We start from the raw sequence: 23,134 nt of genomic DNA, 5'->3' as shown, positions 1-23,134 counted from the left end.
TTGAACGCCCGGAGTAGTTGGAGAAAAACCGCGTGGGCCTAGCCGCCAGTCTGCCGGTTTCTGCCGGGACCACAAGTCACGGCCAGCCCGCGTCGACCGATGCAGCCGTTGTCCCGGAGCGTGCTGCAGGCGCCGACGAGGCTGCCCTCAAGGCGCTGTCCGATCTCCTGGCCGCCGACATGCAGGCCTGCAACCGTGCGATCGTAGCTCGCATGGATAGTCCGGTCGCTTTGATCCCGCAGCTGGCGGCGCACCTGATCGCCGCCGGCGGCAAGCGACTGCGTCCTTTGCTGACCCTGGCCGCGGCGCATCTGTGCGGCTACCCGGCCAATCCGGCCGAGGAGCTCGCCGCCCGCCACGTTAATCTCGCCGCGTGCGTCGAGTTCATTCATACCGCCACCCTTCTGCACGACGACGTGGTCGATGAGAGCCATCTCAGGCGTGGCCTGGCCAGCGCCAACGCGGTGTTCGGCAACAAGGCCTCGGTGCTGGTCGGGGATTTCCTGTTCGCGCGCTCGTTCCAGCTGATGACCGAGGATGGCTCGCTGCCGGTCATGGCGATCCTGTCGCAGGCCTCCGCCACCATTGCCGAGGGGGAGGTGCTGCAGATGGCGACGCAGAACGACCTGTCGACCTCGATGGAGCGCTACCTGCAGGTCATCCACGGCAAGACCGCGGCCCTGTTCGCGGCCGCCTGCCGGGTCGGTGCGATCGTCGCCGATCGCCCGCGGGCCGAGGAAATGGCGCTCGACGCCTACGGCACCAATCTCGGTATGGCGTTCCAGCTTGTCGATGATGCTCTCGACTACGCCGCCGACCAGCGGCTGCTCGGCAAGACCGTCGGCGACGATTTCCGTGAGGGCAAGATCACCCTGCCGGTGCTCGCGGCATACGATGCCGGCACCGAGGAGGATCGGGTGTTCTGGCGCCGGGTGATCGAGGAGAGCGTGCAGGAGCCGGCCGACCTCGAGCATGCGCTCGGGCTGATCGCGGCGACCGATGCGATCAGCATCACCCTGCGCCACGCATCCGATTACGCTGCACGAGCCCAGGCAGCCTTGTCGATCTTCGCCGAATCCGAGATGCGCGGCCTGCTCGGCGATGTCGCCGCGTACACCGTCAGCCGCGCCCGGTAGAGACGCCAGGTCCAGGCCGATCGGGGACGGATGTCACTTCCTTACCAATTGTTTACAGCCTCCACTTCTGGTTTCGCCGTCCGACGCATGCTCAATCGCTGCAATCGAATGGCAGGGGCGACGATGATGAAAAAGACCTTTCGGCCGGGCATGGCCTGCGCAGTCGTGGCAATGACCATGGCGCCCGTTGCCATCGCTCAGACCACTGCGAAAGTGGAACGGGTTGCCCCGGTCGCCGCCGGCGACATCCCCAGCACCTTCACGCCGGTCCGCGACGGTTTCGACTACGTCAAGCGCGAGGTGATGATCCCGATGCGGGACGGCGTGAAGCTGCACACCGTCATCGTGGTTCCCAAAGGCGCCACGCATGCACCGATGATGCTGGACCGCACGCCCTACAGCGCGTCGAAGCTGACCAAGCGCGGCGAGGGCGGCCCGCTGCTCGCCCAGATCCTGTTCCCCGCCTATGCCGAGCTTGCGCAGCACGGCTACATCATCGTGGCGCAGGACGTGCGCGGTAAATACGGATCCGGCGGCGACTACGTGATGAACCGCCCGGTGCGCGGGTCGCTGAATCCGACCAAGGTGGATCATTCCACCGACGCCTACGACACCATCGCCTGGCTGGTGAAGAACGTGCACGAGAGCAACGGCCGGGTCGGCACGATCGGCACCAGCTATGACGGCTTCACCGCGCTGATGAGCCTGGTCGATCCGAACCCGGCCCTCAAGGCATCGGTGCCGATGAATCCGATGGTCGATGTCTGGAAGGGCGACGACTGGTTCCACAACGGCGCCTTCCGCCAGGAGATGATGAGCTACGTCTACGGTCAGACCGCGAAGAAGGACTCCGGCGAGGACTGGTTCGCGCTGCACTACGACGACTACGACACCTTCATGCATGCCGGTTCCGCCGGCGCGTTCGGCGCATCGATGGGCATGCAGCAGCTGCCGTTCTGGAAGCGCCTGAGCCAGCATCCCGCCTACGACGCCTTCTGGCAGGGCCAGGCGGTCGATACGATCCTGGCGAAGGCGCCGCTGACAGTCCCGACGCTGCTGGTCGACAGCCAGTGGGACCAGGAGGACATCTACGGTGCGCCCTCCGTCTGGCGCGCACTCAAGGGCAAGCCGGGCGACGACAACCTGCATCTCGTGCTCGGCCCCTGGTATCACGGCGAGGAAAACAGCGACGGCTCCAAGCTTGGCGCGCTGGACTGGGGCTCCGATACCGGCAAGTGGTTCCGCCAGAACGTTATGATCCCGTTCCTGGACGCGCATCTGAAGGACGGTGCCCCAGCCGCGGACACCGCCCGCGTCACCGCCTACGTGACCGGCACCAACGAGTGGGCACGGCTGCCCGACTGGCCCGTTGCCGACGCGACCACGCCGCTCTATCTCGCCGCAGGCGGCACGCTCGCCCTCGATCACGCGCCCACGTCCGGCGCCGCCTTCGACGAATACATCAGCGACCCGGCCAAGCCGGTCACCTACCGAGAACGCCCGAACCAGGCCCCCTACGTGAAGGGCTCGACCTGGCACAGCTGGCTGGTCGACGACCAGCGCTTCGCCGCCGCCAGGCCGGATGTGCTGGTGTATACCTCAGCCCCGCTCGACAAGCCGCTGCACATCGCGGGACGGCCGCGTGCCGACCTGTTCGCCTCGACCAGCGGCACCGACAGCGACTGGGTGGTCAAGCTGATCGACGTCTACCCCGACATCGTCCCCGACAAGCCGGAGATGGGCGGCTACCAGCTCGCCGTCTCGATGGATATCCTGCGCGGCCGCTACCGCGACGACGCCGCCAATCCGACCGCGATCCCCGCCGGCAAGGTGGTGGAATACAAGCTGCCGCTGACCGACATCGACCACGTTTTCCTGCCCGGCCATCGTCTCATGGTGCAGGTGCAGTCGAGCTGGTTCCCGCTCTACGATCGCAATCCGCAGACGTTCGTGCCGAACATCTTCTTCGCCCAGCCCTCGGATTATCATGCCGCAACCCAGCGTGTGTTCCACGCCCCCGGCCAGGCAAGTGCTGTGTATCTGCCCGTGCAGCCGTAGGTGCATGCAATGCTCGAAGCCGCCGTCGATGGTTTGGGAATCCCTGATCCATCGATGGCGGACGTCGGTTTTCTTCCCCGGCGCGTGCAGCGGCTTGCGGTTCGACCAAGAATGGTCGGCCGCCTACGGTGAGCGGCTTCGTCGGGTTGAACGGATAGGCCACCGACTGGAGAGGGCCACGTTGCGCCGTCCTCACCAGACCCGGCGGCTACCGTAGGCCGGGTCGTGCTCTACCTCGCACCGAAGCACCTTTGCTGCAGCCTAGCCGCTGCAGCTGGCGCCTCCGAGCACGCAGAAGCGGGCACAATGCGGGTGGTTCAGCATTACCCGCCCGGTCGCGCCCTCGAGGGTCGACCCGAGCTCGAACTCCGCCGCATACGGGATCAGCGTGCAGGCGACCACGCTCGGCTCCTGTCCCCGCCGCTTCACCACCATGCGGCTGCTCGCGCACATCAGCGTATCGGGTCGCTGGTGCAGGATGCCCCAGCAGGCGTCGGTGATCTCAGGTACATCGATCCGCGCATCCATCTCCGGAAACAGCGTCAGCCGCGCCGGATCCTGCGCGTCGATCGCGATGCCGAGCGATGCGAACAGCGCCGCATAGGCATGGCGGGCCTGCGCGTCGGTCTCGCCGGCCAGATGACGTCCCGCTACCGCAAGCCGGATGCCGTTCCGCCCCAGCCACTGCAGCCCGTCGATCGCCGGCGCCCATGTGCCGCTGCCGCGCTCAGCCTCGTGGGCGGCCTGCGTATGGTGGTCCAGGCTGACCCGCAGCGTCAGCCGGTCGCCGTGCCGGGAGCGCAACCCCAGCAGGTCCGTCTCGAACCGCCGCATCGGCCGCATTGCATTGGTCAGCACGAGCACCCGGCGACCCCGGCCGAGCGCATCGCCGAGCATGGCGGGTAGTTCACGGTTCATGAACGGTTCGCCGCCGGTAAAGCCGATCTCCCCGGTATCCCAGCCAAGGGCGTCGATCTCGTCCAGATAGCGGGAGACGTCGGCTGCACCGAGATAGATGAGCGCATCGTTGGTCGGCGAGCTCTCGATATAGCAGTGTGCGCAGGCGATGTTGCAGAGCGTGCCGGTGTTGAACCAGAGCGTCCGCAGCCCGTCGAACGCAACGCCGGCGCGGGGCTCGCCACGCGCGGTGACGTGCGGATCACGGAATTTCGCAGGGTCGATCGGCAACGCCGCCGGAACCAAGAACGGCGACGGGCCGGGTGCGGATATCGTCATCGTGCAGTGCTTTCGGAGTGTGCGGCCAGCCCGCGCCGTAACCAGGCGAGCAGCCCGGCCCACCATCGTGCGTGCCGGCCGAACAGGCGGTCCTCGTAGGCCGCGAACGCGAGCGCCTTGGAGATCTCGCTCCGGGTCGGATACGGCACGACCGCCCCCGACAGGCCCCAGAGCGACGTGCGCCGCCCCATCAGCATCACCCAGGGCAGCATCAGCTCGCCCGCGTGCTCGCCGACCAGGGTGATCCCGACCAGCCGCCCGCGCACCAGTATGAGCTTGCCGAAGCCCCCGGCGCTATGTGCCGTCAGGGCCCGGTCGTTATCCCCCAGTTCCTGCCGTATCACCCTGACCTCGGCGTGCCGCCCGCGCGCGTCCGCTTCCGTCGGCCCGAGCTGTGCAAGCTCCGGTTCGGTGTAGATGACCCGTGGCACGTTCGTTTGTACGCGCGATCGCAGGCCGAAGCCGATCCGCGCCACCGCGATCGCGCCATCCTCGCCGGCCGCATGGGTCAGCCGCGGGCCGGCCCGACAGTCGCCGAGCGCCATGACCGCCGGGTTGCTCGTACGCCGTCCCGCATCGACGACGATCCCGTCCGGTCCGACCTCGACACCGGCTTGCAGCAGGTCGAGCGCGTCGAGATCGGCGACCCGCCCGGTTGCGACCAGCAGATGGCTACCCCGCACGACCGATCCGTCGGCGAGGGTGAGCATGACCGCATTGGTTACGGCACGGGCGGCGGTGACAGTAGCGTCGAACCGCAACGTCACTCCCTCGGCCGCCAGGCACGCCAGCAGCAACGATGCCGCATCGCGATCCTCGCGGGCCAGTGGCGGTACTTGGCCGACCAGCGTCACCGCGCTGCCGAGCCGGCGAAACGCCTGAGCCATCTCGATCCCGACCGGGCCCGCGCCGAGGATCACCAGATGGTCCGGCAACACCGCGAGATCCCACAGCGTCTCGTTGGTCAGGAACGGCACCTCGGCGAGCCCGTCGATCGGCGGGATACGCGGCCTCGAACCGGTGGCAACGACAATGCGCGGGGCCGACAGCGCGCGTTCGCCGATGCGGATCGTCCTGTGGCCCGTGAAGCTGGCTTCCCCGGCAATGACCTCGACACCCCATGCCTCGAACCGCTCTCGCCCATCGTGCGGCGCGATCGCCGCCTGCACACGTGCCAGATGGGCACGCACCTCCGCCCAGACCACCACCGGCGCGACCGGCTGGATGCCGACGCGTCCGGCGTCCCGCATCGACTGCGCCCGCGCGGCCGCGGCAAGCAGCGCCTTGGATGGCACGCAGCCGCTGTTGAGGCACTCGCCGCCCATGCGTGCGCGTTCGATCAGCGCGGTGCGCAGGCCGAGCCGACCGCAACCGCCAGCCGTGGTGAGCCCAGCCGAACCGCCGCCGATCACGATCACGTCGTGGGAAAAACGCACTCGGGCCTTCCTCCTGCCGCTTACCGCCGGCTCGCCCAGCGACTACCTTGAGTTCGATCGGTTGGGAAACGCCCGCGTGAACATCGAGAATAGTCGCGACTATTACGGCCAGGTGCTGCAGGGCTCGTCGGACCTGCGCACCGATGCATGCTGCACCATGAGCCCGCCGCCCGCACCGATCCGCCTGGCACTCGAGCAGGTCCATCCGGAAGTGCGAGGCCGCTACTATGGTTGCGGATTGGTGGCGCCCGAAGCGATCGCCGGCAAGCGGGTGCTCGACCTCGGCAGTGGCGCCGGCCAGGATTCATACGTGCTGGCGCAGCTGGTCGGCGAGCATGGCGAGGTAGTCGGCATCGACGCGACCCCGGAGCAGCTTGCGGTCGCCGAACGGCATCTCGCCTGGCATCGCGACCGCTTCGGCTATGCGCGCTCCAACGTGTCGTTCCTGCATGGCGACATCGAGCATCTGGACGGGCTCGACCTGGCGCCAGGCAGCTTCGACCTCATCGTCTCGAACTGCGTGATCAACCTGGTGGCGGACAAGGGCGCGGTGTTCCGGAGCGCGCACCGGCTGCTGCGCGAAGGCGGCGAGATGCATTTCGCCGATGTCTATGCCGATCGACGGTTGCCCCCCGGCTTGCGCGACGATCCCGTGCTGCATGGCGAATGCCTGGCCGGAGCATCCTACTGGGGCGACTTCATGGGCCAGGCCAGGCAGGCGGGCTTCATCGATCCGCGCCTCGTCACCGATCGTCTGCTCGGTATCGACGATCCGGCGATCGCATCCAGGCTCGGCGGCGCCCGGTTCTTCTCGGCGACCTGGCGGCTGTTCCGTCTTTCGGGCCTCGATACCGCCTGCGAGGATTACGGCCAGGCGGTGCGCTACCTGGGCACCTTGCCGGACACCGAGGCATTCTACCTGTTCGACAAGCACCACCGGCTCGAGACCGGGCGGGTGTTCCCAGTGTGCCGCAACACCTGGTCGATGCTGGCCGACACGCGCCTCAGGCCGCATTTCGAGTTTCTCGATGGCGGCGGCCGGCATCTCGGCATCTTCGCCGGTTGCGGCACCGCCCTCCCGTTCGACCAAGCCTCTGGTGTTCCCGCCGCCTGCTGCTGAAGCCGGATTCACCGGACATCGGGGTAATGCCGCTCGAGACCCTGCCTGCGACCCAGTCCCCACTGGACCCCGACCTTCAGATAGATCCAGTTGGCGCGCAGGCCGCCCCAGGCCGCGACCCGCCGGTCCGACGTCATCACAACGCGATCGACCAGGCGGGTGCGTCCGAGCCTGGTGAACGCAATGCACAACGCGGCATCTTCCATGATCCGCAGGCGCTCGTCGCAGCCGCCGATCTCGAGGAACTGCTCGCGCCTGAAGAACATCGCGTGGTCGCCGAACAGCAACCGGCAGCCGCGCAGGAACAGGCGCGGCCGGAACAGCAGCGGCGCGTACCAGGTCTTGATCCAATTATGTGCGCTGGTGCCCCACCGGATGGTGTCCGATCCGCACAGCAGCGGCGTGAAGCCGGCAAGCACGGTTCGCCGGTCGGACAGGGTCCGCCGGATCACCGCGATGGCATCATCCGGCAGCAGCGTGTCCGCGTGCAGGACACACACGATCGGCGACCGGCAGGCATCGACGCCGCGGTTGATCTGCGTCGCCCGGCCCAGGACAGGATGCTCGATCACCGTCAGGCCGCCGTCCAGCGCCAAGGCCACCGAGCCATCGCCGCTGCCGCCATCGACCGCGATCAGTTCGTCCGGCGCAGGGTGAAGGGCGGCCAGTGACCGCAACAGCCGGGGAAGAGCCGCCGCCTCGTTCAGCATCGGGATGACGATCGCCACGCCGGTCATTCAGCGAGATCGGGCCAGCGTGCCAGATCCTCCGGCCGATCGAGATCCGCCAGCGTCTCCAGAGTAGCATACGAGGCCCCATGCCGGTCGAGCCGCGCCATCGTTTCCGCCAGCACCCGCTCGGTTCCCCACGGCATGGCGTCGAACAGGAACGGCATCGGCCGGGCGAGACCCAGCAGGTAGTAGCCGCCATCCTCGGCCGGGCCGATCACCGCCGGGTACGTTTCCAGCGCCGAGGCCGCGGCCTCCAGATGCCGCACCTGCAGGTCGGGCACGTCGGCCCCCAGCAGGATGACCGGCGGTAGCGCGGCTGCGCGATCGAGCCGCTGCCCGAGGTCGCCTTCTCCCTGATCGGTCGGCGCCAGCCCGTCACCGAGCCAGGCCGAGAACCGGCAAGGATCGGCGCCAGTGGTGCGCAACTCGATGCTGCGGCCAGCGGCACGCAGCGTGGCGACGGCGCGCTCGGTCAGGCGCCGGTGCAGCGAGGCTGCGGCCGCCGCGCCGATCGCCGGGATCAGCCGCGTCTTGGCGCGGCCCGGGTCGGGATAGCGGGTGAACAGCACGAGCCGGGGCAGGGCGGTCACCATCGCGATGGACCGGACTTGTGCCGGCCGGCGACCGCAAGCACTTTTGCGGGCATGGCGTCTTTTCCCTCCAGGGCGATCAGGCCGCTGCTTCTGCTTGCTTCGGTCGTCACGATCGTCGCCGGCGAACGGCGATTGCCGCTGCGTCGGCAAACGCAGCAGGAGCCCGACCGTCTCTTGGGCAATCTCGTGCTCGGTGCTGCCAGCATGATCGTGGTCGCTGCGGTGGAGGGCCCGGTGGTGAGCCGGCTGGCGCGGCGTGCGGAGCGGAACCGGTCGGGCCTGGTGCAGAGCCTGAGGCTGCCGAAGCTGGCACGCGACCTGATCGCCGTCCTGGCGATGGATTACACGATCTATGTCTGGCACGTGCTGACCCACAAGGTGCCGCTGCTGTGGCGCCTGCATCTGGTGCACCACATCGACCTGGACCTGGATTCGAGCACCGCGCTGCGCTTCCACGCCGTCGACATGCTGGTCTCGGTTCCGTGGCGCGCCGGCCAGGTCGTGCTGCTGGGGGTATCCGAGCGCGCACTCGGCTGGTGGCAGACATTCTTTTTCCTGTCGGTGCTGTTCCACCACTCCAACCTGCGCCTGCCGGTCGGGATTGAGGCTCTGCTGTCACGGTTCCTGACCACGCCGCGCATGCACGGGACCCACCACACGGCGACCCACTCGCAGACCGACAGCAACTGGTCGAGCGGCTTCAGCCTGTGGGACCACCTGCACGGGACGTTTCGCCGCGATCCCGATCGGGATGCCGCCGAGATCGGAGTGCCCGCCTACCGCGACGCCGCGGAGACGAAGATCGTCCCGTCGCTCAGGATGCCGGCGGGGCCGCAGCGTGATGCGTGGCAGCCGGCAGTGCGGCATCCACGTCGAACGGCATGATCTCCGCGTAGCCGAACCCGGCGAGACCCTCCAGCAGGCGCTCGGCATCCTTGGCCGGTCCGGTGAACCAGGCCCGCCCCCTATCAATCGGACCTGCAGCCATGCACAGTCCCAGGGCGAGCGTGGACAAGACGAACTGCGCCCGTCGCGCCACCGCGGCTGCCGGATCGAGCCAGGTGATGCCGGCCGGAGACAGCTCCCGCAGCGTATCCAGCAGGAAGCTGTAATGCGTGCAGCCGATCCCGACGACGTCGATGCGGTCACCACCATCCTGCCCGAACAACTGGTCGAGTTCGTGCGCGATCGCCGCCTGATCGACAGCGCGATGCCGGAACGCCGCCTCCGCAATATCGGCAAGACCCCGGGCCCCATGGGCGAGAAGTGTGCAGTCCGGCGCGAACCGGCTCTGCAGGTCGCGCAGGTAGGGCCGCCGCACCGTCGCCGAGGTGGCGAGCAGCCCGATCGTCCGGGTCCGGCTGACCTCGGCCGCCCACTTGATCGGCGGCACGCAGCCGATGAACGGCACGTCGAACCGTGCGCGCAGGCCCGACAGCGCCACGGTGCTGGCGGTATTGCAGGCAACCACCACCGCATCCGGCCGGAAGCGCACCAGCGCCGCGCCGACCAGCATGCAGACCCGCTCGATCAGCACCGCGTCCGGCAGCTCGCCGTACGGGAACACCGCATTGTCGGCGAGGTAGTCGATCGGGATCCCAGGCAGCAGCGCGCGCAACTCGCGCACCACCGAAAGCCCGCCGATCCCGGAGTCGAATGCCAGCAGCCGATGGTGCGTCATCGCCGGCGCGTCAGCCCTCGGCGAGCTTGCGCTGCTTCAGCGCCATCGCCTCCTCGACGCTGGCGACGCCGCCATGCTTGGCGGACCATGCGCAGGGGTCCTCCAGGAAGCGCCTCACCTCGGCCGCCGCGGCTTCCGAGAAATACGGCCGCTCGGCGCAGGCCTCGAGCACGTCCCACCAGGTGCAGAGCGAGTGCAGCGTGATGCCCATGTCGCTCAGCGTGCGATGCGCGCCGGGAAACACCCCGTAGAAGAACACCACGAACGTGTGCTCGACGATCGCCCCGGCATCGCGCAACGACTTCGCGAAGATGATCTTCGAGGCGCCATCGGTGGTCAGGTCCTCGACCAGCAGGGTGCGCTTGCCTTCCGGCACGTCGCCCTCGATCAGCGCGTTCCGGCCAAACCCCTTCGGCTTCTTCCGCACATAGGCCATCGGCGCCAGCATCCGGTCGGCAATCCAGGCCGCGAACGGGATGCCGGCGGTCTCGCCGCCGGCGACCACGTCGATGCTCTCGTAGCCGACATGGCGGCCGATCTTTTCCACGCCGAGCTCGACGATCTTGGCCCGGGCGCGGGGAAAGAAAATAATCCGCCGGCAATCGATATAGACCGGCGACTTCCAGCCCGAGGTGAGGGTGTAGGGTTCCTCGGGGCGGAAGTTGACCGCCTTGATCTCCAGCAGCAGCCTTGCCGTGGTCAGCGCGGCATCGCGGTCCCAGTCGGTCATGGCCGTCCGCACCGGTGTCGCATAGCCGGGCTGGTCGGCCCCCTGGCGCCCATCGCTCGCGCTCATCATCATAATCCCTTCATTCCTGCCTGCGCAGTCTCCACTATCCAGCATGACGAAAGAACTCCAGGGTCGCCATTCGCCAGAAGCTGGCGGACGCCGCAACACGGGAGCTGAATTCGGCATGAGTCGGAGAGAAGCGTCGATGGGGATTGCCAGGCTGTTGATGCTGCCGGACGCCCCGGTCTGGGTCATCGAGGACAAGGGCGCCCTGGCAGCAGGCCAGGCCTCCGCGATCGCTGGCCGGCTCGGCCTGCCGTTCCGCCGGATCGGCTTCGGCGCAACCGACGACAGGGTCAGGCCGGGCAGCCTGCCGGACCTTGTGCTGACCGCCGGCACACGGTCGGGCGCACGGGCGCTGCTGCTGCGGGCGAGGCATGGCTGTCGCGTCGTGCATTGTGCGAGCACGCGTCCGCCCGTGCCGGACCGGCTGGCCGGCTACCCGTTCGATCTGATGGTGCTGGCCGGCCTCGAGCCACCGGGGCCGCAGGCTGCGCCGTTGAACCGTCCGGGACGTTTGATGCCGGCGCTGGGACCGCCGCACGTGGTATCGCCGGCACTGCTGGCACGGGCCCGCCAGCTCTGGGAGGAGCGGCTGTCGCACCTGCCGACTCCGCGGATCGCGGTATTGCTGGGAGGGTGCGTATCCGATCCGGCCGAGGCATACACCGCAGCCGTCCAGTTGCAGCGGATGGCCCGCGAGCAGGGCGGCTGCATCCTGCTATCGGCCTCGTCGGAATGCCGGCCGGAGATCGCCGATACATTCAGTGCAGGGCTGTCCGGCTGCATCCACCTGATCTATCGCGAGGGCGAGCCCGGGGAAAACCCGACCCTCGGCTTCCTCGGCGGCGCGGACGCGGTGGTGGCGGCCTGGAGCAGCGCGCAATCGCTCAGCGAGGCTTGTGCCGGCACCGCGCCGGTGTTCGTATTGCCGGCACCGCGCGGCCGGCGCCGACGGCTGATGGAACGGCTCATCGCCCTCGACCAGGCAAGATTGTTCCAGTCCAGCCTGCAACCGTGGCCGCGCACGCCGTTGGATGAGGCAGGCCGGATCGCCCGGGCCATCCGCCGACGCTTCATGATCTGATCTCTACAACGATGGCGACCCGCCCTCCAATCGCATCCAGACAACTCTTTGGAGCAGCGGAGTGCTTGAATTAGCCGGTCGAGCCTGTGCATAACATGTCGGCAGCAATTGAGAACGGTTTGCAACATGCTTCTCGAGACGAGGACCGGGCATTGAACGGTCAGCCACCCATCATCACGCGAAGCTGCGAGCGCGCAGTGGTCACCGCGTATCGTGAGTTGCGGGACTGCGGGACGGTCGACATGCAGGCATTCCATGCCTGCACGACGTTGTACCGCATCCACCATCCGGAAGCCTCGATCAACGAAGCCCGCCGTCTGGTGGCCGAGTGGATCGACCATCACGTGGTCCGCCAAGCCGAAGGCCAGACGCCGGGCTGCGACTGCGACTGACGCATCCGGTCTGAGGCGGCGCCGGACATGTCCGGCGCCTGGCTACAGGATCAGCCGCGGCTGGCGAGCGGCACCAGGTCGCGGCGCGGCGCGCCGGTGTAGAGCTGGCGAGGGCGGCCGATGCGCTGGCCCGGCTCCTCGATCATTTCCTTCCACTGGCTCACCCAGCCGACTGTCCGGGCGACCGCGAACAGCACCGTGAACATGCTGGTCGGGATCCCCATCGCCTTCAGGATGATGCCCGAGTAGAAATCGACGTTCGGGTATAGCTTGCGCTGCACGAAATACGGGTCCTCGAGCGCCACCCGCTCCAGTTCGACCGCAAGGTCCAGTAACGGCTCGTCCTTGATGCCGAGTTCGGCCAGCACCTCGTGGCAGGTCTGCTGCATGATCTTCGCGCGCGGATCGAAGTTCTTGTAGACTCGGTGACCGAAGCCCATCAGCTTCACGCCGCTGTTCTTGTCCTTCACCTTGGCCACGAAGTCGGGGATGTTCTCCTTGGTGCCGATCTCGGCGAGCATCTTCAGCACCGCCTCGTTGGCGCCGCCATGCGCCGGGCCCCAGAGGGCCGCGATGCCGGCGGCGATGCAGGCGAATGGATTGGCGCCGGTCGAGCCGGCCAGGCGCACCGTCGAGGTCGAAGCGTTCTGCTCGTGGTCGGCATGCAGGATCAGGATGCGGTCCATCGCGCGGGACAGCACCGGGCTGACCGTATACGGCTCCGACGGCATCGCGAACATCATGTAGAGGAAGTTCTCGGCGTAGGAGAGGTCGTTGCGCGGATACACGAAGGGGAACCCTTGCGTGTATTTATATGACCAGGCGGCCAGGGTCGGCAGCTTGGCGATCAGCCGCATCGCAGCGAGCTCGCGCTGCTCCGCATCATGCATGTCCAGGCTGTCGTGATAGAACGCCGACAGCGCACCGACCGTGCCGCACAGCATCGACATCGGATGGGCGTCGCGGCGATACCCGTTGAAGAAGTGCCTGAGCTGTTCGTGCAGCATGGTGTGCTGCTTGATCTGGGTGACGAACGCGTCGTTCTGCGCACCGGTCGGCAGTTCGCCGTTCAGCAGCATGTAGGCCACTTCGAGGAAGCTTGCCTGTTCGGCCAGCTGGTCGATCGGGTAGCCGCGATGCAGCAGCACCCCCTCGTCACCGTCGATGAAGGTGATCTTGCTCTCGCAGGCAGCGGTGGTGCCGTAGGCCGGATCGTAAGTGAAGACGCCGAGCTCGGACTGCAGCTTGCGTATGTCGGCGACGGCCGGCCCGAGCGTTCCCGTCAGCACAGGAAGCGTCGCGGTCTTGCCATCGTAGCTGATGGTGGCGTTGGACGTAGCGGTCACGCTCATGAGAAATTCCTGTTGCCAATGAGGCCCGCAAGCCGCTGGAGGATGGCGGCTGCGAACGTCGATTACGCTCGAATGTCGTCTCAGAATAGGGACTGGATCGGGGGCCTGAAAAGAGGTGTAGAGCGACCTGCCAGGACCGGGCCCGGCTTCTAGCTTCGGATCATCTGGAACCGCTCCGTATTCAGTGGTTTCAGGTCGCTCCATCGTCCGATCACGTCGAACTGCGCCAGCGCGCAGGTCGGCATCCCGCTGTCGAGGCCGACCGTATCGCCGCCGGCCCGGGCGAAATGCAGCGCAAGTTCATGCAGCCCCGGATTATGCCCGACCAGCATGACCGCCCCGATCTCCTCGGCGGTTTCACGCAGCAGGAACAACAGGTCCTCGGCTTCCGCAAGGTAGATGCGTTTCGAGATCACCAGCGTCGGCACGGGCTCGACGAACGGTGCCAGCAGATCCCAGGTGTGTCGCGTGCGTAAGGCACTGCTGACCAGCGCGAGGTCGGGTTGCAGACCCTGGCTGCGCAGCACGTCGCCCAGGCGCGAGGCATCCTGCCGGCCACGGTCCGACAGGTCGCGGGCATGGTCGCCTGCCTCGCCGGCCGGGCCGGCAATGGCCACTGCTTTCGCATGGCGCAGCAGCAGCAACCGGCGCGTCATGCCGGGCCGGTCGAACGGGCGATCGCCTCATGGTGGCGGATCACCTCGCGGATCACGAAGGCCAGGAACTTCTCGGCGAAATCCGGGTCGAGCTGAGCCTCGTCGGCGAGCCGGCGGAGCCGCGCCACCTGTTGCGCCTCGCGCGCCGGATCGGCGGGAGGCATGTCGTGGCGTGCCTTCAGCCGGCCGACCGTCTGGGTGCACCGGAAGCGCTCGGCCAGCATGTGCACCAGGGCGGCGTCGATGTTGTCGATGCTGCGGCGGAGCGAGGTCAGCATCTCGCCGGGCGAGGCCTCGGCGACGATGTCTGGCTGCGTCGTGCTGATGGTTTCCCGCCCCAAATCCAACCCGATCTTCCTGTCCTGCTACCCGGCGCGATCCCTGCACGCCTAAAGGCCCGGCATCAAGTGCCGCGGGGGTTCATCGCCGGCAGGTCGATCCAGGCGAGATGTCCACCCTTGCCGGCGCCGGTGTCGGTGAAGACCGCAAGGCCGCCGGACCGGCCCAGCTTGCGCCATGGACGTCCATCGGTGCTGCGCTGGTCATGGCCGCAATAGACCGTGAAGCCATCTGGAATGTGGTCGATCCAGCTCAAACGGCGCTCGGGAAATCCGTCTTCCTGCATGCGCCCGGTGGTCTCGCCGAACAGGGCCCGCGACAGCAGGTGCGTGACCCGCTCGAGCCCGGGCGGCGGATCCTGGTGCAGCATCCCGGTGTGGAACCCGCCATGCACGAACACCGCGTGGCCACGGGTCAGCCAGGCCGGCGCCCGCCCGATCTCCTCGTAGGCACGGGCCGCCAGTGGTTCGTCGAGCTGTGCCAGCGTGGCTTCGAGCGGCGGGTCGGGACGCATCTTGCGGCCGGCCAGTGCACGACCGAGCTTGCGGTCATGGTTGCCGAGCAGGAACAGCCCGCGTCCCTCGTCGATCAGGCTGAACATGGTGCGCAGCACGCGGGCGCTGTCCGGCCCGTGATCGACGAGGTCGCCGAGCTGGACCACGAACCGGTCGGTCGCCACGGCGTGGCTAAACGCGTTGGCGTCGCCATGCACGTCGCCGACGATCCGCAGCGGCCTGTCGGCCGGGATGGCGATCCCGGGGCTGGCCAGAGCGCCGGCTTCGAAGCCCGGGTCCGAGGTGGGCGAACCGTTCATTCGGCCGCGTCTTGCGCCTCGTCGGCTTCGGGCTCGTCCGACCGGTGCTGCACCGTCTCCCGGAAGGCCTTCAGGGCGCGATCGCGACCCTCGTCCAGTCCGACGATCGGCCGCGGATAGTCGTGGTCCAGCACGATCCCGGCTTTCTTCAGCACGACATCCGGGGCAGCCCAGGGCTCATGCAGCCACCGGTCCGGGAGCGACTTCAGTTCCGGCACATATTGGCGCACGTACAATCCATCGGCATCGAACTTCCTGCCCTGGGTCACCGGGTTGAACACCCGGAAGAACGGCTGGCTGTCGGTTCCCGTCCCGGCCACCCACTGCCAGCTTGCCGAGTTCGTCGCGAGGTCGGCATCCACGAGTGCGTCCCAGAACCAGGCCTCGCCCTGCTGCCACGAGACCAGCATGTGCTTCACGAGGTAGGAGGCAGTGATCATCCGCACCCGGTTATGCATCCAGCCGAGCTGCCAGAGCTGCCGCATCCCGGCATCGACGATCGGAATGCCGGTCCGACCGCGCTGCCAGGCCTGAAGGCCCTTGGCATCGTCGCGCCAGGGCAGGCGGGCGAAGGCCGGCCGCAGCGGGTCCTCCGGCATCGCCGGATTGTGCCGTAGCAGGTACGCCGCAAATTCGTGCCAGAGCAGCTCGCCCTGGAACCGCTCGAATCCGCCGGCCCGCACACCATTGAGCTTTGCCGCCGCCTCGCGCGCCGCATACCAGACCTGGGTCGCCGACAACTCGCCCCAATGCAGATGCGGCGACAGCATCGAGGTCCCTTTCGGATCGCCGGGGATATCGCGTGAGGCGCCATAGCCATCGAGCCGGCTGTCCAGGAAATCGTGCAAGCGCCTGGAGGCACCCACCTCGCCGGGTGTCCAGGTGTCGCGCATGCTACCGGCCCAGTCCGGGGCCGTCGGCAGCAGGCACCAATCCTCGAGGCGGTCGCTGTTCGGCAGCCGCACCGGCCCGGCTATCTTTTTCGGTGCCGGCAGCGGCTGTTCCGGATCGGGCAGTGCCCGGCAGGTGTTGGCGAACGGTGTGTAGACGCCGTAGCGGGTGCCGGTCTTGGACCGGATTCCATCCAGGTCGAACAGGGTCGCAACCCGATGCGTGGCGAGCTTTCGTCCATCGGCCTGCAGCGACGCAGCCACACCCGCGTCCAGTCGGCGCAGCCACGGCTCGTGCGCCATGCCGCAATGCACGATGTCCGCCCCGGTCTCGCGCGCAAGCTCCGTGATGATCGTGCTTGCATCGCCGCGGCGCAGGATCAGCCGGGTGCCGAGCTTGCCATAGGCCTCGCCGAGGGCGGCCAGGCTGTGGTGCAGCCACCAGAGCGATGCGCCGCCTGGTGCCCACGGGCCGCCCGCTTCCTGGTCGAGGACGAACACCGGCAGCACCCGGTCGGCGTCTGCCATCGCGGCATGCAGGGCCTGGTTATCGGCCAGCCGCAGATCCTGTCGGAGCCAAAGCAGAGCCAGCCGATCGCCCGTACCGTGTCGTTTGGTCTTCACGCCTGCCTTGTCGGCCACCATCGCCTGCATCGTCCCTGATCGTCCATTTCGAGAGAAACAGCTCAGCCCACGGTCGGGTTGCGATACGATATCGTCATGATGACGCGGCGCGGATCTCGGCCAGGCCGAAACTGAACAGCCGTTCGGACCCGAGCAGGAAGGCGCGTCCACCGCGCGGGAACAGCCCGGAGATCGCCGGATGCAGCACGTCGAGGCCGCCGGTATAGGCGCCGAACGCCGGCATGATCATGCGTCCGGCATCGGCCACGAAGCAGGGACGCGAGATGGTCCCGCCGCGTGTGGTGATCTTGGCCTTGGGATGATGGTGGCCACAGATTTCCGCCCGCTCGGCCTCGTCTCGCGGCAGCGGCCGCCGCCCATGCGATTCGTGCCGGAATGCGAGCGGCCCGAGCTGGAAGGTCTCGCCGTGCTCGCCGGGCAGGCCGGCCGGCGGGACCGGATCGTGATTGCCCAGCACCCAGAACAGCCGTGCGGCAGCGGCAATGCGCCGCAGCCGGTCGGCCTCGGCGGTCGGCAGCCGTGCAGGGCCGTCGCGATCGTGGAAGCTGTCGCCGAGCGCCACCACGATGTCCGGCCGCCAGAACCCGACCCGCTGGACCAGCCGGTCCAGCGTCATGCGGCTGTCCCAGGGCGGCACCAGCGCGCCGCGACGGGCGCTGGCGCTGCCCTTTTCCAGATGCAGGTCCGCGACCGCGAGCAGCTTGGCCGCCGGCCAATAGAGCACCCCGGCCGGATCGAGCATCACCCGCTCGCCGGCGATATGGAACGGCGCCGGGTTCACGGCGAGACCGGCTTCGTGCGTGGCTGCGACCGCGAGCGCCCACGTGCGGCCCGATCCGGCCGGGTGGTGCGCTGGCCGGATGTGCGGGTGAGGCGGCGCAGCTCCTGCGCATGGCCGGGGGCCAGCACCAGCTCCTCGGTCGAAGGCTCCGCCTCGCCCATCGCCTCGGCGAGCAGCGTCTCGGTCTCCTCCAGCAGAGCGTCCTCGTCCTCGGAGGAGCGCACGAACTCGCGGCCGATATCCAGCATGACCGGGATCGCCAGCGGCGATACCCGCTCCAGCCGTGCCACCTTGATGTGGCCCTCGACCCTGAGCAGCATGTCGGCGAGACGGTCGACGTCGGTCAGGCCGCCAGCCGCTTCCGCCCGCGTGGCGCGCAGCAGCACATGGTCCGGCTGGTGCCGGCGCAGCACGTCGTAGACGAGGTCGCTGTTCACGGTGACCTGCTTGCGGGTGCCGGTCTGGCCCGGATGCTGGCGCTCGATCAGGCCGGCGATGACAGCGACATTGCGGAAGGTCCGCCGCAACATCGAGCTCTCCGCCATCCACGCCTCCAGGTCGTCGCCCAGCATGTCGGCCGCGAACAAAGCAGGAATATCGCGTGGTGGGTTGGCGCACCAGAGGGCGATCGCATAGTCGGTCGCCACGAAGCCGAGCGGCGCCGCGCCCTCGCGGGACAGCCTGCGGGTCAGCAGCATGCCGAGCGTCTGGTGCGCGTTGCGGCCCTCGAAGCAGTAGGCGACAACGAAGAACCGACCGTGGCGGGGAAATATCTCGACCAGCAGGTCGTCCGGTCCGGGCAGCACCGAGCGCTCCTGCTGCAGTTGCAGCCACTCGCGCACCGGCTCGGGATAGAGTGCCCAGGCCGCCGGATCGTGCAGCATCTGCCGTACCCGCGCCGCCAGCCCGCTGGTCAGCGGATATTTGCTACCGGCATAGGTCGGCACCAGCGGCTGGCCCCTGGCCCCTTCCGTCACCTCCACCGCACCCTCGTGCAACCGCGTGAAGGCCAGGGTGCGGCCGGCGAAGATGAAGGCGTCGCCCGGGCTCAGCATGTTGGCGAAGCTCTCCTCGATCTCGCCGAGGTTGAAGCCACGTGCGCCGCCGAGCCGGACCTTCAGTACCGGCGATTCGACGATGGTGCCGGCATTCATCCTTGCCTGGCGCGCCACCCGCTCGCCGCGGATCTGGATCAGCCCCTCGGAGTCCCGGAACAGCTTGCGGTAGCGCTCGTAGGCCACCAGCGCGTAGCCGCCATCCTCGACGAAGCCGACCACATCCTCGAAATCGCGCCGGCTCAGCCCGGCATAGGGCGCCGCCCGCCTGACCTCGTCATAGAGTGCCTGCTCGGTAAACGGCGCGCTCGCCGCCATCAGCAACACGTGCTGCGCGAGCACGTCGAGCCCACCCGGCCGTGGCGCCTCCCCATCGAGCTCCATCGCCTGCACGCCGAGGATCGCTGCCTGGCACTCCAGCACCTCGAACCGGTTCGCCGGCACCAGGATCGCGTCCGAGGCCTCGTCCATGCGGTGGTTCGCACGCCCGACCCGTTGCAGCAGGCGCGACACCCCCTTCGGCGCGCCCACCTGGATCACCTGGTCGACCCCGCCCCAGTCGATCCCGAGATCGAGCGACGAGGTGGCGATCACGCCGCGCAGCCCGTCCTTCGCGTCCGGGCCGCGCGCCATGGCGGCTTCGACCTTGCGGCGCTGGCCGATATCGAGGCTGCCGTGATGCAGGGCGATCGGCAGCGTGTCATCGTTGATGCGCCAGATCGCCGCGAACAGAAGCTCGGCCTGGGCACGGGTGTTGACGAACACGATGGTCATGCCGGACGCCGCGATCCGTTCCAGGATCACCGATGCGCCGGCGATGCCCATCCGTCCCGACCACGGCACCCGTGCGTCCGGTAGCATGATCGCCAGCGACGGCGGCGCGCCGGGCGGGGCCTCGATCAGCCGCGCCGGCCGGTCGGGCAGGCCGACATACGCGCGCAATGCCTCCGGATGCGCCACCGTCGCGGACAGCCCGATCCGGCGCGCGCCCGGCGCGAGCATCGACAGCCGCGCCAGGCACAGCGCCAGCTGGTCGCCGCGCTTCAGCCCGGCCAGTGCGTGCACCTCGTCGATGATGATGGTTCGCAGGCCGGCGAACATCGCGGGTGCGTCGCGCCGGGACAGCAGCAGCACCAGGCTCTCCGGCGTGGTCAGCAGGATATCCGGCGGATGCTCGCGCTGTCTGGCACGCCGGTCGGCGGGGGTATCGCCGGTACGCGTCTCGATGCGGATCGCCAATCCCATCTCCTCGACCGGCGCGGTCAGGTTGCGCGCGATGTCGGTGGCGAGCGCCTTCAGCGGGCTGATGTAGAGGGTGTGCAGGATATCCCGCTCGCCGGTATCCGCGAGCTCGACCAGGCTCGGCAGGAAGCCCGCCAGCGTCTTGCCGCCGCCCGTGGGTGCCACCAGCAATACGTCTGTTCCGCTCGCGACGGCTTCCAGCACCGCAAGCTGATGCGGCCGTGCCGCCCAACCGCGTTTGGCGAACCAAGCGGCGAACCGGGCCGGCAGCTTCGAGGCCGGGCTTGCAACGATGGCGACTTCTGTCCGGTTGCTGGTGCGTAGTCTCCGGGTGGCCATCAGCTGGAGATAGGGCGGCACCGCCGTTCCGGAAACGGTATTCGGCTTCGTGCTGCCAAAAGGCGGTGCAGGCCGGGCATGTTCAGCGCGTCCACGTCGATTGATCCCGTACACACTCGCCGACAGGAGAGCTTCAGAGTGAACCTGTCAGCAGGATGCCATCAACGCGTAACCAAAAGGTGACTGCCACTTATTCGAGCGCGTGATCGTGAAGATATTCATGAAAAGGCCCGCGCTGCTGCGGAGTCGCCGCGCAGCCGATGAGCGCGGTACTCGTGCAAGCAAGGCACAGCCAGAACAGGATCATGCGCTTCATACGATTCACCTGGCGTGTTGCCGGCACGTCGTCAAGACTCGCAGCTGGACGCGCGCCTTATCGTGCTTGCACACCCCGGTTTCGGCTGTCAGGGTCGTTGCAATATGTTGTAACAGAGGGGCTGCCTTATGAGACAATCCGGTTCCGTCACCTTCTCCATTTCCCTCGGCGCGGCACTTGCCACGGGGCTGGCCAGCCTCGCGACGGCGAGTGCCGCCACCCTGTCCCTGGTCGGCCAAGCGGCCGCGAGCCGCCCCGTCGAATTCAACGTCGTGCTGCCGTTGCGCAACAAGGCCGAACTCAACACGCTCATCCGGCAGATGCACGACAACACGTCGCCGATGTTCCACCAATGGCTGACGCCGCAGCAGTTCTCCGAACGCTTCGGTCCGGACGCCGCGACGGTCGCGAGCGTGACCAAAAGCTTCCAGGCACGCGGGCTTACCGTCGTGGCCGGCACGCGCTCGCTTCATGTCAGCGGCACCGCCGCCGGCGTTGGCAGCGCCTTGCATACCTCGCTCGCCATCGGCGCGCTTCCCAATGGCCATCAGCATCTGGTCGCGACCAGCGCATTGTCGATGCCCGCCGAGGCAAAGCAGGCCGGTGCGTTCGTGGTCGATTTTGCCTCGTCGGTGAACCTGATGCATCCGCAGTCGCGTCGTGCCAACATGGCGCCGATCCCGTTCAGTGCGCCCTCGAATCGGACATCGACGACCGGCGGCTACTGGTATGGCGACCTCAAGCAGGCCTACCAGTATCCGTCCTACCAAACGTTCATCAGCAAGAACGGCAAGACGCAGCGGCTCGACGGCACCGGGACCACAATCGGGATCCTCATGTCGAGCGACGTGTTCGACAGCGATATCGATGCGATGTTCAACCACGAGCATTTCAAGGCCAACTCGGGCCAGGCCTCCAACCCGAAGCTGTTCAAGCGCGTGTATGTCGATGGCGGTGCCACGACCGACAGCAACGCGCTCGACGAGGTCGAGCTCGACACGCAGGAGGCGCTGACCGGCGCACCGGGTTCGCACGTCATTCTCTACGACATCCCCGACCTGTCGGATCAGAGCATCATCGACGGCTACACCAGGATCATCGACGACAACGAGAGCGATATCGTCTCGTCGTCGTTCGGCGGGTGTGAACTGCCCTACGCCGAGAGCGCCCAGATCCTGCGCTACGAACACGAGCTGTATGTTCAGGGTAACGCACAGGGCATCTCGTTCCTGGCCTCCTCGGGCGACGAAGCCGGCCTCGAATGCCCAAGCGAGAACTACGTCGACAGCGGCACCGCCGGCGTGTTCGTGCCGAGCGTGTCGTCACCGGCCTCCGATCCGAACGTCACGGCCGTGGGCGGCACCAACGTCGTCACGAAACACACGCCCGGCTCGCTGGATTCCACCTATGTCGGCGAGAATGCCTTCAGCGATCCCGAGATCGCGTATGATATCTATGGCGAAGGCTCGAACGTGTCCGGCGGCGCATGGGGACCAGGCGGCGGCGTCAGCACCGTGTTCAAGAAGCCGCTCTACCAGTTTTTGACCAACACCGGATCGAGCACCGCCCGGACGCTGCCTGATATCGGCATGCAGGTCGGTGGCTGCCCCGGCGGCATCGCCGTGCTTCCCTGCAACGGCGGCGACAATCCGCTCAACGGCAGCGGCAATACCGACCGATCATATGTGATGGTGGCGATCCAGGGTGCGTTCTATGGCCTGATCGGCACCAGCGTTGCCTCGCCCGAACTGGCCGGCGCGACCGCCATGCTGATCGAGCAGTACGGGCGCATGGGCAACCTGAATTACTACATATACGGGCTTGGCGCCTTGCAGAACGTGCTCGGCAACAACTCGAGCCTGCCGACCACTGCCTTCCATCGCCGTATCCCCGGCTATAACGGCGTTGTTACAAACCACGCGCAAATTCGGAACTATAACTTCACGACCGGGAACGGCACCCCGATCGTCTATCGCTATGTGGCGGCTCCGTTCGCCACCCCGGCGGGCCTCCCGCAGACCGCCAGCAACCCGTAACATCCGTTCTCGTTACTACTACAGCAGCAGCCCTCCGCTTTTCTGCGGGGGGCACGCCTGTTTCAACGATGATTGGTGTCCAGCAAGTGCGATACTACATCCTGATCATCGGCTTGGTCCTGATACTCGGCGTGATTGTCGCGTTCGGGATCGTATCGACTGGCGGCGATATCCTGCGTCGTCGCCGGGAGCGCGAGACGGGTGGAACGGTGATCGCCGATTCCGAAACCGAGTTCGAGACCGATGTGGGCAGGCGCCCCGACGATCCGGACCATTGACCGCTCGGAGCGCAGCGTCGGCTCATCGACCTGGTGGCTTTCTCCGGCGGTTTTTCAGGTCGGGATCCGGTCGCCGACCAGGCTCATCAGGTAGAGAAAGATCAACAACCCGCCGATCAGCAGAACGACGT

The 23,134-nt window shown here is 67.5% G+C and carries 22 protein-coding genes; 8 read left to right on the top strand and 14 right to left on the bottom strand.

Going from position 1 to position 23,134, the window contains the following annotated elements; all coding sequences use genetic code 11:
* The first annotated feature begins 50 nt into the window (after window positions 1-50).
* On the top strand, window positions 51-1,136 hold the full coding sequence (locus HN018_RS12965) for a polyprenyl synthetase family protein (protein ID WP_408886801.1): 1,086 nt from the start codon (window positions 51-53) through the stop codon (window positions 1,134-1,136).
* A gap of 123 nt (window positions 1,137-1,259) precedes the next feature.
* Window positions 1,260-3,194: a CocE/NonD family hydrolase gene (locus tag HN018_RS12960; protein ID WP_239478646.1), complete on the top strand. Its 1,935-nt coding sequence runs from the start codon at window positions 1,260-1,262 to the stop codon at window positions 3,192-3,194.
* 261 nt (window positions 3,195-3,455) lie between these two features.
* Here HN018_RS12960 and HN018_RS12955 read toward each other — a convergent pair whose 3' ends face one another.
* Window positions 3,456-4,430 (bottom strand): radical SAM protein, encoded by a 975-nt coding sequence (locus HN018_RS12955; protein ID WP_171836291.1) that lies wholly within the window; start codon window positions 4,428-4,430, stop codon window positions 3,456-3,458.
* Window positions 4,427-5,866: a dihydrolipoyl dehydrogenase family protein gene (locus HN018_RS12950; RefSeq protein WP_171836292.1), complete on the bottom strand. Its 1,440-nt coding sequence runs from the start codon at window positions 5,864-5,866 to the stop codon at window positions 4,427-4,429. The genes HN018_RS12955 and HN018_RS12950 overlap by 4 nt, the downstream gene beginning before the upstream one ends.
* Window positions 5,867-5,942: 76 nt before the next feature.
* Here HN018_RS12950 and HN018_RS12945 point away from each other — a divergent pair, with 76 nt between their 5' ends.
* Window positions 5,943-6,986 carry a methyltransferase domain-containing protein gene (locus HN018_RS12945; RefSeq protein WP_171836293.1) on the top strand — a complete coding sequence of 348 codons (1,044 nt, stop codon included), beginning with the start codon at window positions 5,943-5,945 and terminating at the stop codon, window positions 6,984-6,986.
* Between the two features lie 8 nt (window positions 6,987-6,994).
* On the opposite strand, the gene HN018_RS12940 is transcribed toward HN018_RS12945, so the two are convergent.
* Window positions 6,995-7,723: a glycosyltransferase gene (locus HN018_RS12940; RefSeq protein WP_171836294.1), complete on the bottom strand. Its 729-nt coding sequence runs from the start codon at window positions 7,721-7,723 to the stop codon at window positions 6,995-6,997.
* A complete protein-coding gene (locus tag HN018_RS12935; RefSeq protein WP_171836295.1) occupies window positions 7,720-8,310 on the bottom strand; it encodes a TIGR04282 family arsenosugar biosynthesis glycosyltransferase in 591 nt (196 codons plus the stop codon). Before HN018_RS12935 ends, HN018_RS12940 begins: the two co-directional genes overlap by 4 nt.
* Before the next feature lie 51 nt (window positions 8,311-8,361).
* Here HN018_RS12935 and HN018_RS12930 point away from each other — a divergent pair, with 51 nt between their 5' ends.
* Window positions 8,362-9,195, top strand: a complete 834-nt coding sequence (locus HN018_RS12930; RefSeq protein ID WP_171836296.1) for a sterol desaturase family protein — start codon at window positions 8,362-8,364, stop codon at window positions 9,193-9,195.
* Here the strand turns inward: HN018_RS12930 and murI are convergent.
* Both murI and HN018_RS12920 read right to left on the bottom strand, forming a co-directional pair.
* A complete protein-coding gene (gene murI, locus HN018_RS12925) occupies window positions 9,125-9,991 on the bottom strand; it encodes a glutamate racemase (RefSeq protein WP_171836297.1) in 867 nt (288 codons plus the stop codon). The genes HN018_RS12930 and murI overlap by 71 nt on opposite strands.
* A 10-nt stretch (window positions 9,992-10,001) precedes the next feature.
* Entirely contained in the window at window positions 10,002-10,721 is a 720-nt protein-coding gene (locus HN018_RS12920) for an orotate phosphoribosyltransferase (RefSeq protein WP_171836389.1), read from the bottom strand.
* A gap of 184 nt (window positions 10,722-10,905) precedes the next feature.
* Between HN018_RS12920 and HN018_RS12915 the strand changes: the two genes are divergently transcribed.
* Window positions 10,906-11,868 carry an ELM1/GtrOC1 family putative glycosyltransferase gene (locus HN018_RS12915; RefSeq protein WP_171836298.1) on the top strand — a complete coding sequence of 321 codons (963 nt, stop codon included), beginning with the start codon at window positions 10,906-10,908 and terminating at the stop codon, window positions 11,866-11,868.
* A gap of 95 nt (window positions 11,869-11,963) precedes the next feature.
* Window positions 11,964-12,260 carry a hypothetical protein gene (locus HN018_RS12910; protein ID WP_239478643.1) on the top strand — a complete coding sequence of 99 codons (297 nt, stop codon included), beginning with the start codon at window positions 11,964-11,966 and terminating at the stop codon, window positions 12,258-12,260.
* A 50-nt stretch (window positions 12,261-12,310) separates the two neighbouring features.
* Here the strand turns inward: HN018_RS12910 and gltA are convergent, their stop codons facing one another.
* The 8 genes from gltA to HN018_RS29115 all read right to left on the bottom strand — a co-directional run bounded on the left by gltA (window position 12,311) and on the right by HN018_RS29115 (window position 20,689).
* Window positions 12,311-13,612, bottom strand: coding sequence for a citrate synthase (gltA, locus tag HN018_RS12905; protein WP_171836300.1), 1,302 nt, complete (start codon window positions 13,610-13,612; stop codon window positions 12,311-12,313).
* A gap of 149 nt (window positions 13,613-13,761) precedes the next feature.
* The gene (locus tag HN018_RS12900) at window positions 13,762-14,268 is read right to left on the bottom strand and encodes a SixA phosphatase family protein (protein WP_171836301.1); all 507 of its coding nucleotides are present in this window, start codon (window positions 14,266-14,268) and stop codon (window positions 13,762-13,764) included.
* Window positions 14,265-14,546, bottom strand: coding sequence for a chorismate mutase (locus HN018_RS12895; RefSeq protein ID WP_171836390.1), 282 nt, complete (start codon window positions 14,544-14,546; stop codon window positions 14,265-14,267). Before HN018_RS12895 ends, HN018_RS12900 begins: the two co-directional genes overlap by 4 nt.
* Before the next feature lie 125 nt (window positions 14,547-14,671).
* Complete coding sequence (locus HN018_RS12890) at window positions 14,672-15,421, bottom strand: metallophosphoesterase (RefSeq protein ID WP_171836302.1); 750 nt, start codon at window positions 15,419-15,421, stop codon at window positions 14,672-14,674.
* Window positions 15,418-16,965, bottom strand: a complete 1,548-nt coding sequence (locus tag HN018_RS12885) for a cryptochrome/photolyase family protein (RefSeq protein WP_338033969.1) — start codon at window positions 16,963-16,965, stop codon at window positions 15,418-15,420. The genes HN018_RS12890 and HN018_RS12885 overlap by 4 nt, the downstream gene beginning before the upstream one ends.
* 64 nt (window positions 16,966-17,029) lie before the next feature.
* Window positions 17,030-17,737 carry a ligase-associated DNA damage response endonuclease PdeM gene (pdeM, locus tag HN018_RS12880; RefSeq protein WP_171836303.1) on the bottom strand — a complete coding sequence of 236 codons (708 nt, stop codon included), beginning with the start codon at window positions 17,735-17,737 and terminating at the stop codon, window positions 17,030-17,032.
* Window positions 17,734-20,394 carry a ligase-associated DNA damage response DEXH box helicase gene (locus tag HN018_RS12875; protein ID WP_338033968.1) on the bottom strand — a complete coding sequence of 887 codons (2,661 nt, stop codon included), beginning with the start codon at window positions 20,392-20,394 and terminating at the stop codon, window positions 17,734-17,736. Before HN018_RS12875 ends, pdeM begins: the two co-directional genes overlap by 4 nt.
* Window positions 20,395-20,563: 169 nt before the next feature.
* Complete coding sequence (locus HN018_RS29115; protein WP_275434012.1) at window positions 20,564-20,689, bottom strand: hypothetical protein; 126 nt, start codon at window positions 20,687-20,689, stop codon at window positions 20,564-20,566.
* Window positions 20,690-20,817: 128 nt separating this feature from the next.
* On the opposite strand from HN018_RS29115, the gene HN018_RS12870 reads away from it, so the two are divergent.
* Both HN018_RS12870 and HN018_RS12865 read left to right on the top strand, forming a co-directional pair.
* Window positions 20,818-22,725 (top strand): S53 family peptidase, encoded by a 1,908-nt coding sequence (locus HN018_RS12870; RefSeq protein ID WP_171836304.1) that lies wholly within the window; start codon window positions 20,818-20,820, stop codon window positions 22,723-22,725.
* A 68-nt stretch (window positions 22,726-22,793) separates the two neighbouring features.
* Window positions 22,794-23,003: a hypothetical protein gene (locus HN018_RS12865; protein WP_171836305.1), complete on the top strand. Its 210-nt coding sequence runs from the start codon at window positions 22,794-22,796 to the stop codon at window positions 23,001-23,003.
* Window positions 23,004-23,134: the final 131 nt, after the last annotated feature.

The organism is Lichenicola cladoniae, from assembly GCF_013201075.1.
Lineage (GTDB): Bacteria > Pseudomonadota > Alphaproteobacteria > Acetobacterales > Acetobacteraceae > Lichenicola > Lichenicola cladoniae.
This window is presented reverse-complemented; position numbering and strand designations above follow the sequence as displayed.

Bases quoted from the DNA above. Each gene is read 5' to 3' on its own strand.
- HN018_RS12960 (WP_239478646.1), top strand. From the start codon at position 1,260: ATGATGAAAAAGACCTTTCGGCCGGGCATGGCCTGCGCAGTCGTGGCA.
- HN018_RS12955 (WP_171836291.1), bottom strand. From the start codon at position 4,430: ATGACGATATCCGCACCCGGCCCGTCGCCGTTCTTGGTTCCGGCGGCG.
- HN018_RS12940 (WP_171836294.1), bottom strand. From the start codon at position 7,723: ATGACCGGCGTGGCGATCGTCATCCCGATGCTGAACGAGGCGGCGGCT.
- HN018_RS12935 (WP_171836295.1), bottom strand. From the start codon at position 8,310: ATGGTGACCGCCCTGCCCCGGCTCGTGCTGTTCACCCGCTATCCCGAC.
- HN018_RS12930 (WP_171836296.1), top strand. From the start codon at position 8,362: ATGGCGTCTTTTCCCTCCAGGGCGATCAGGCCGCTGCTTCTGCTTGCT.
- murI (WP_171836297.1), bottom strand. From the start codon at position 9,991: ATGACGCACCATCGGCTGCTGGCATTCGACTCCGGGATCGGCGGGCTT.
- HN018_RS12920 (WP_171836389.1), bottom strand. From the start codon at position 10,721: ATGACCGACTGGGACCGCGATGCCGCGCTGACCACGGCAAGGCTGCTG.
- HN018_RS12915 (WP_171836298.1), top strand. From the start codon at position 10,906: ATGAGTCGGAGAGAAGCGTCGATGGGGATTGCCAGGCTGTTGATGCTG.
- HN018_RS12910 (WP_239478643.1), top strand. From the start codon at position 11,964: ATGTCGGCAGCAATTGAGAACGGTTTGCAACATGCTTCTCGAGACGAG.
- gltA (WP_171836300.1), bottom strand. From the start codon at position 13,612: ATGAGCGTGACCGCTACGTCCAACGCCACCATCAGCTACGATGGCAAG.
- HN018_RS12900 (WP_171836301.1), bottom strand. From the start codon at position 14,268: ATGACGCGCCGGTTGCTGCTGCTGCGCCATGCGAAAGCAGTGGCCATT.
- HN018_RS12895 (WP_171836390.1), bottom strand. From the start codon at position 14,546: ATGCTGACCTCGCTCCGCCGCAGCATCGACAACATCGACGCCGCCCTG.
- HN018_RS12890 (WP_171836302.1), bottom strand. From the start codon at position 15,421: ATGAACGGTTCGCCCACCTCGGACCCGGGCTTCGAAGCCGGCGCTCTG.
- HN018_RS12885 (WP_338033969.1), bottom strand. From the start codon at position 16,965: ATGCAGGCGATGGTGGCCGACAAGGCAGGCGTGAAGACCAAACGACAC.
- HN018_RS29115 (WP_275434012.1), bottom strand. From the start codon at position 20,689: ATGAAGCGCATGATCCTGTTCTGGCTGTGCCTTGCTTGCACGAGTACC.
- HN018_RS12870 (WP_171836304.1), top strand. From the start codon at position 20,818: ATGAGACAATCCGGTTCCGTCACCTTCTCCATTTCCCTCGGCGCGGCA.
- HN018_RS12865 (WP_171836305.1), top strand. From the start codon at position 22,794: ATGATTGGTGTCCAGCAAGTGCGATACTACATCCTGATCATCGGCTTG.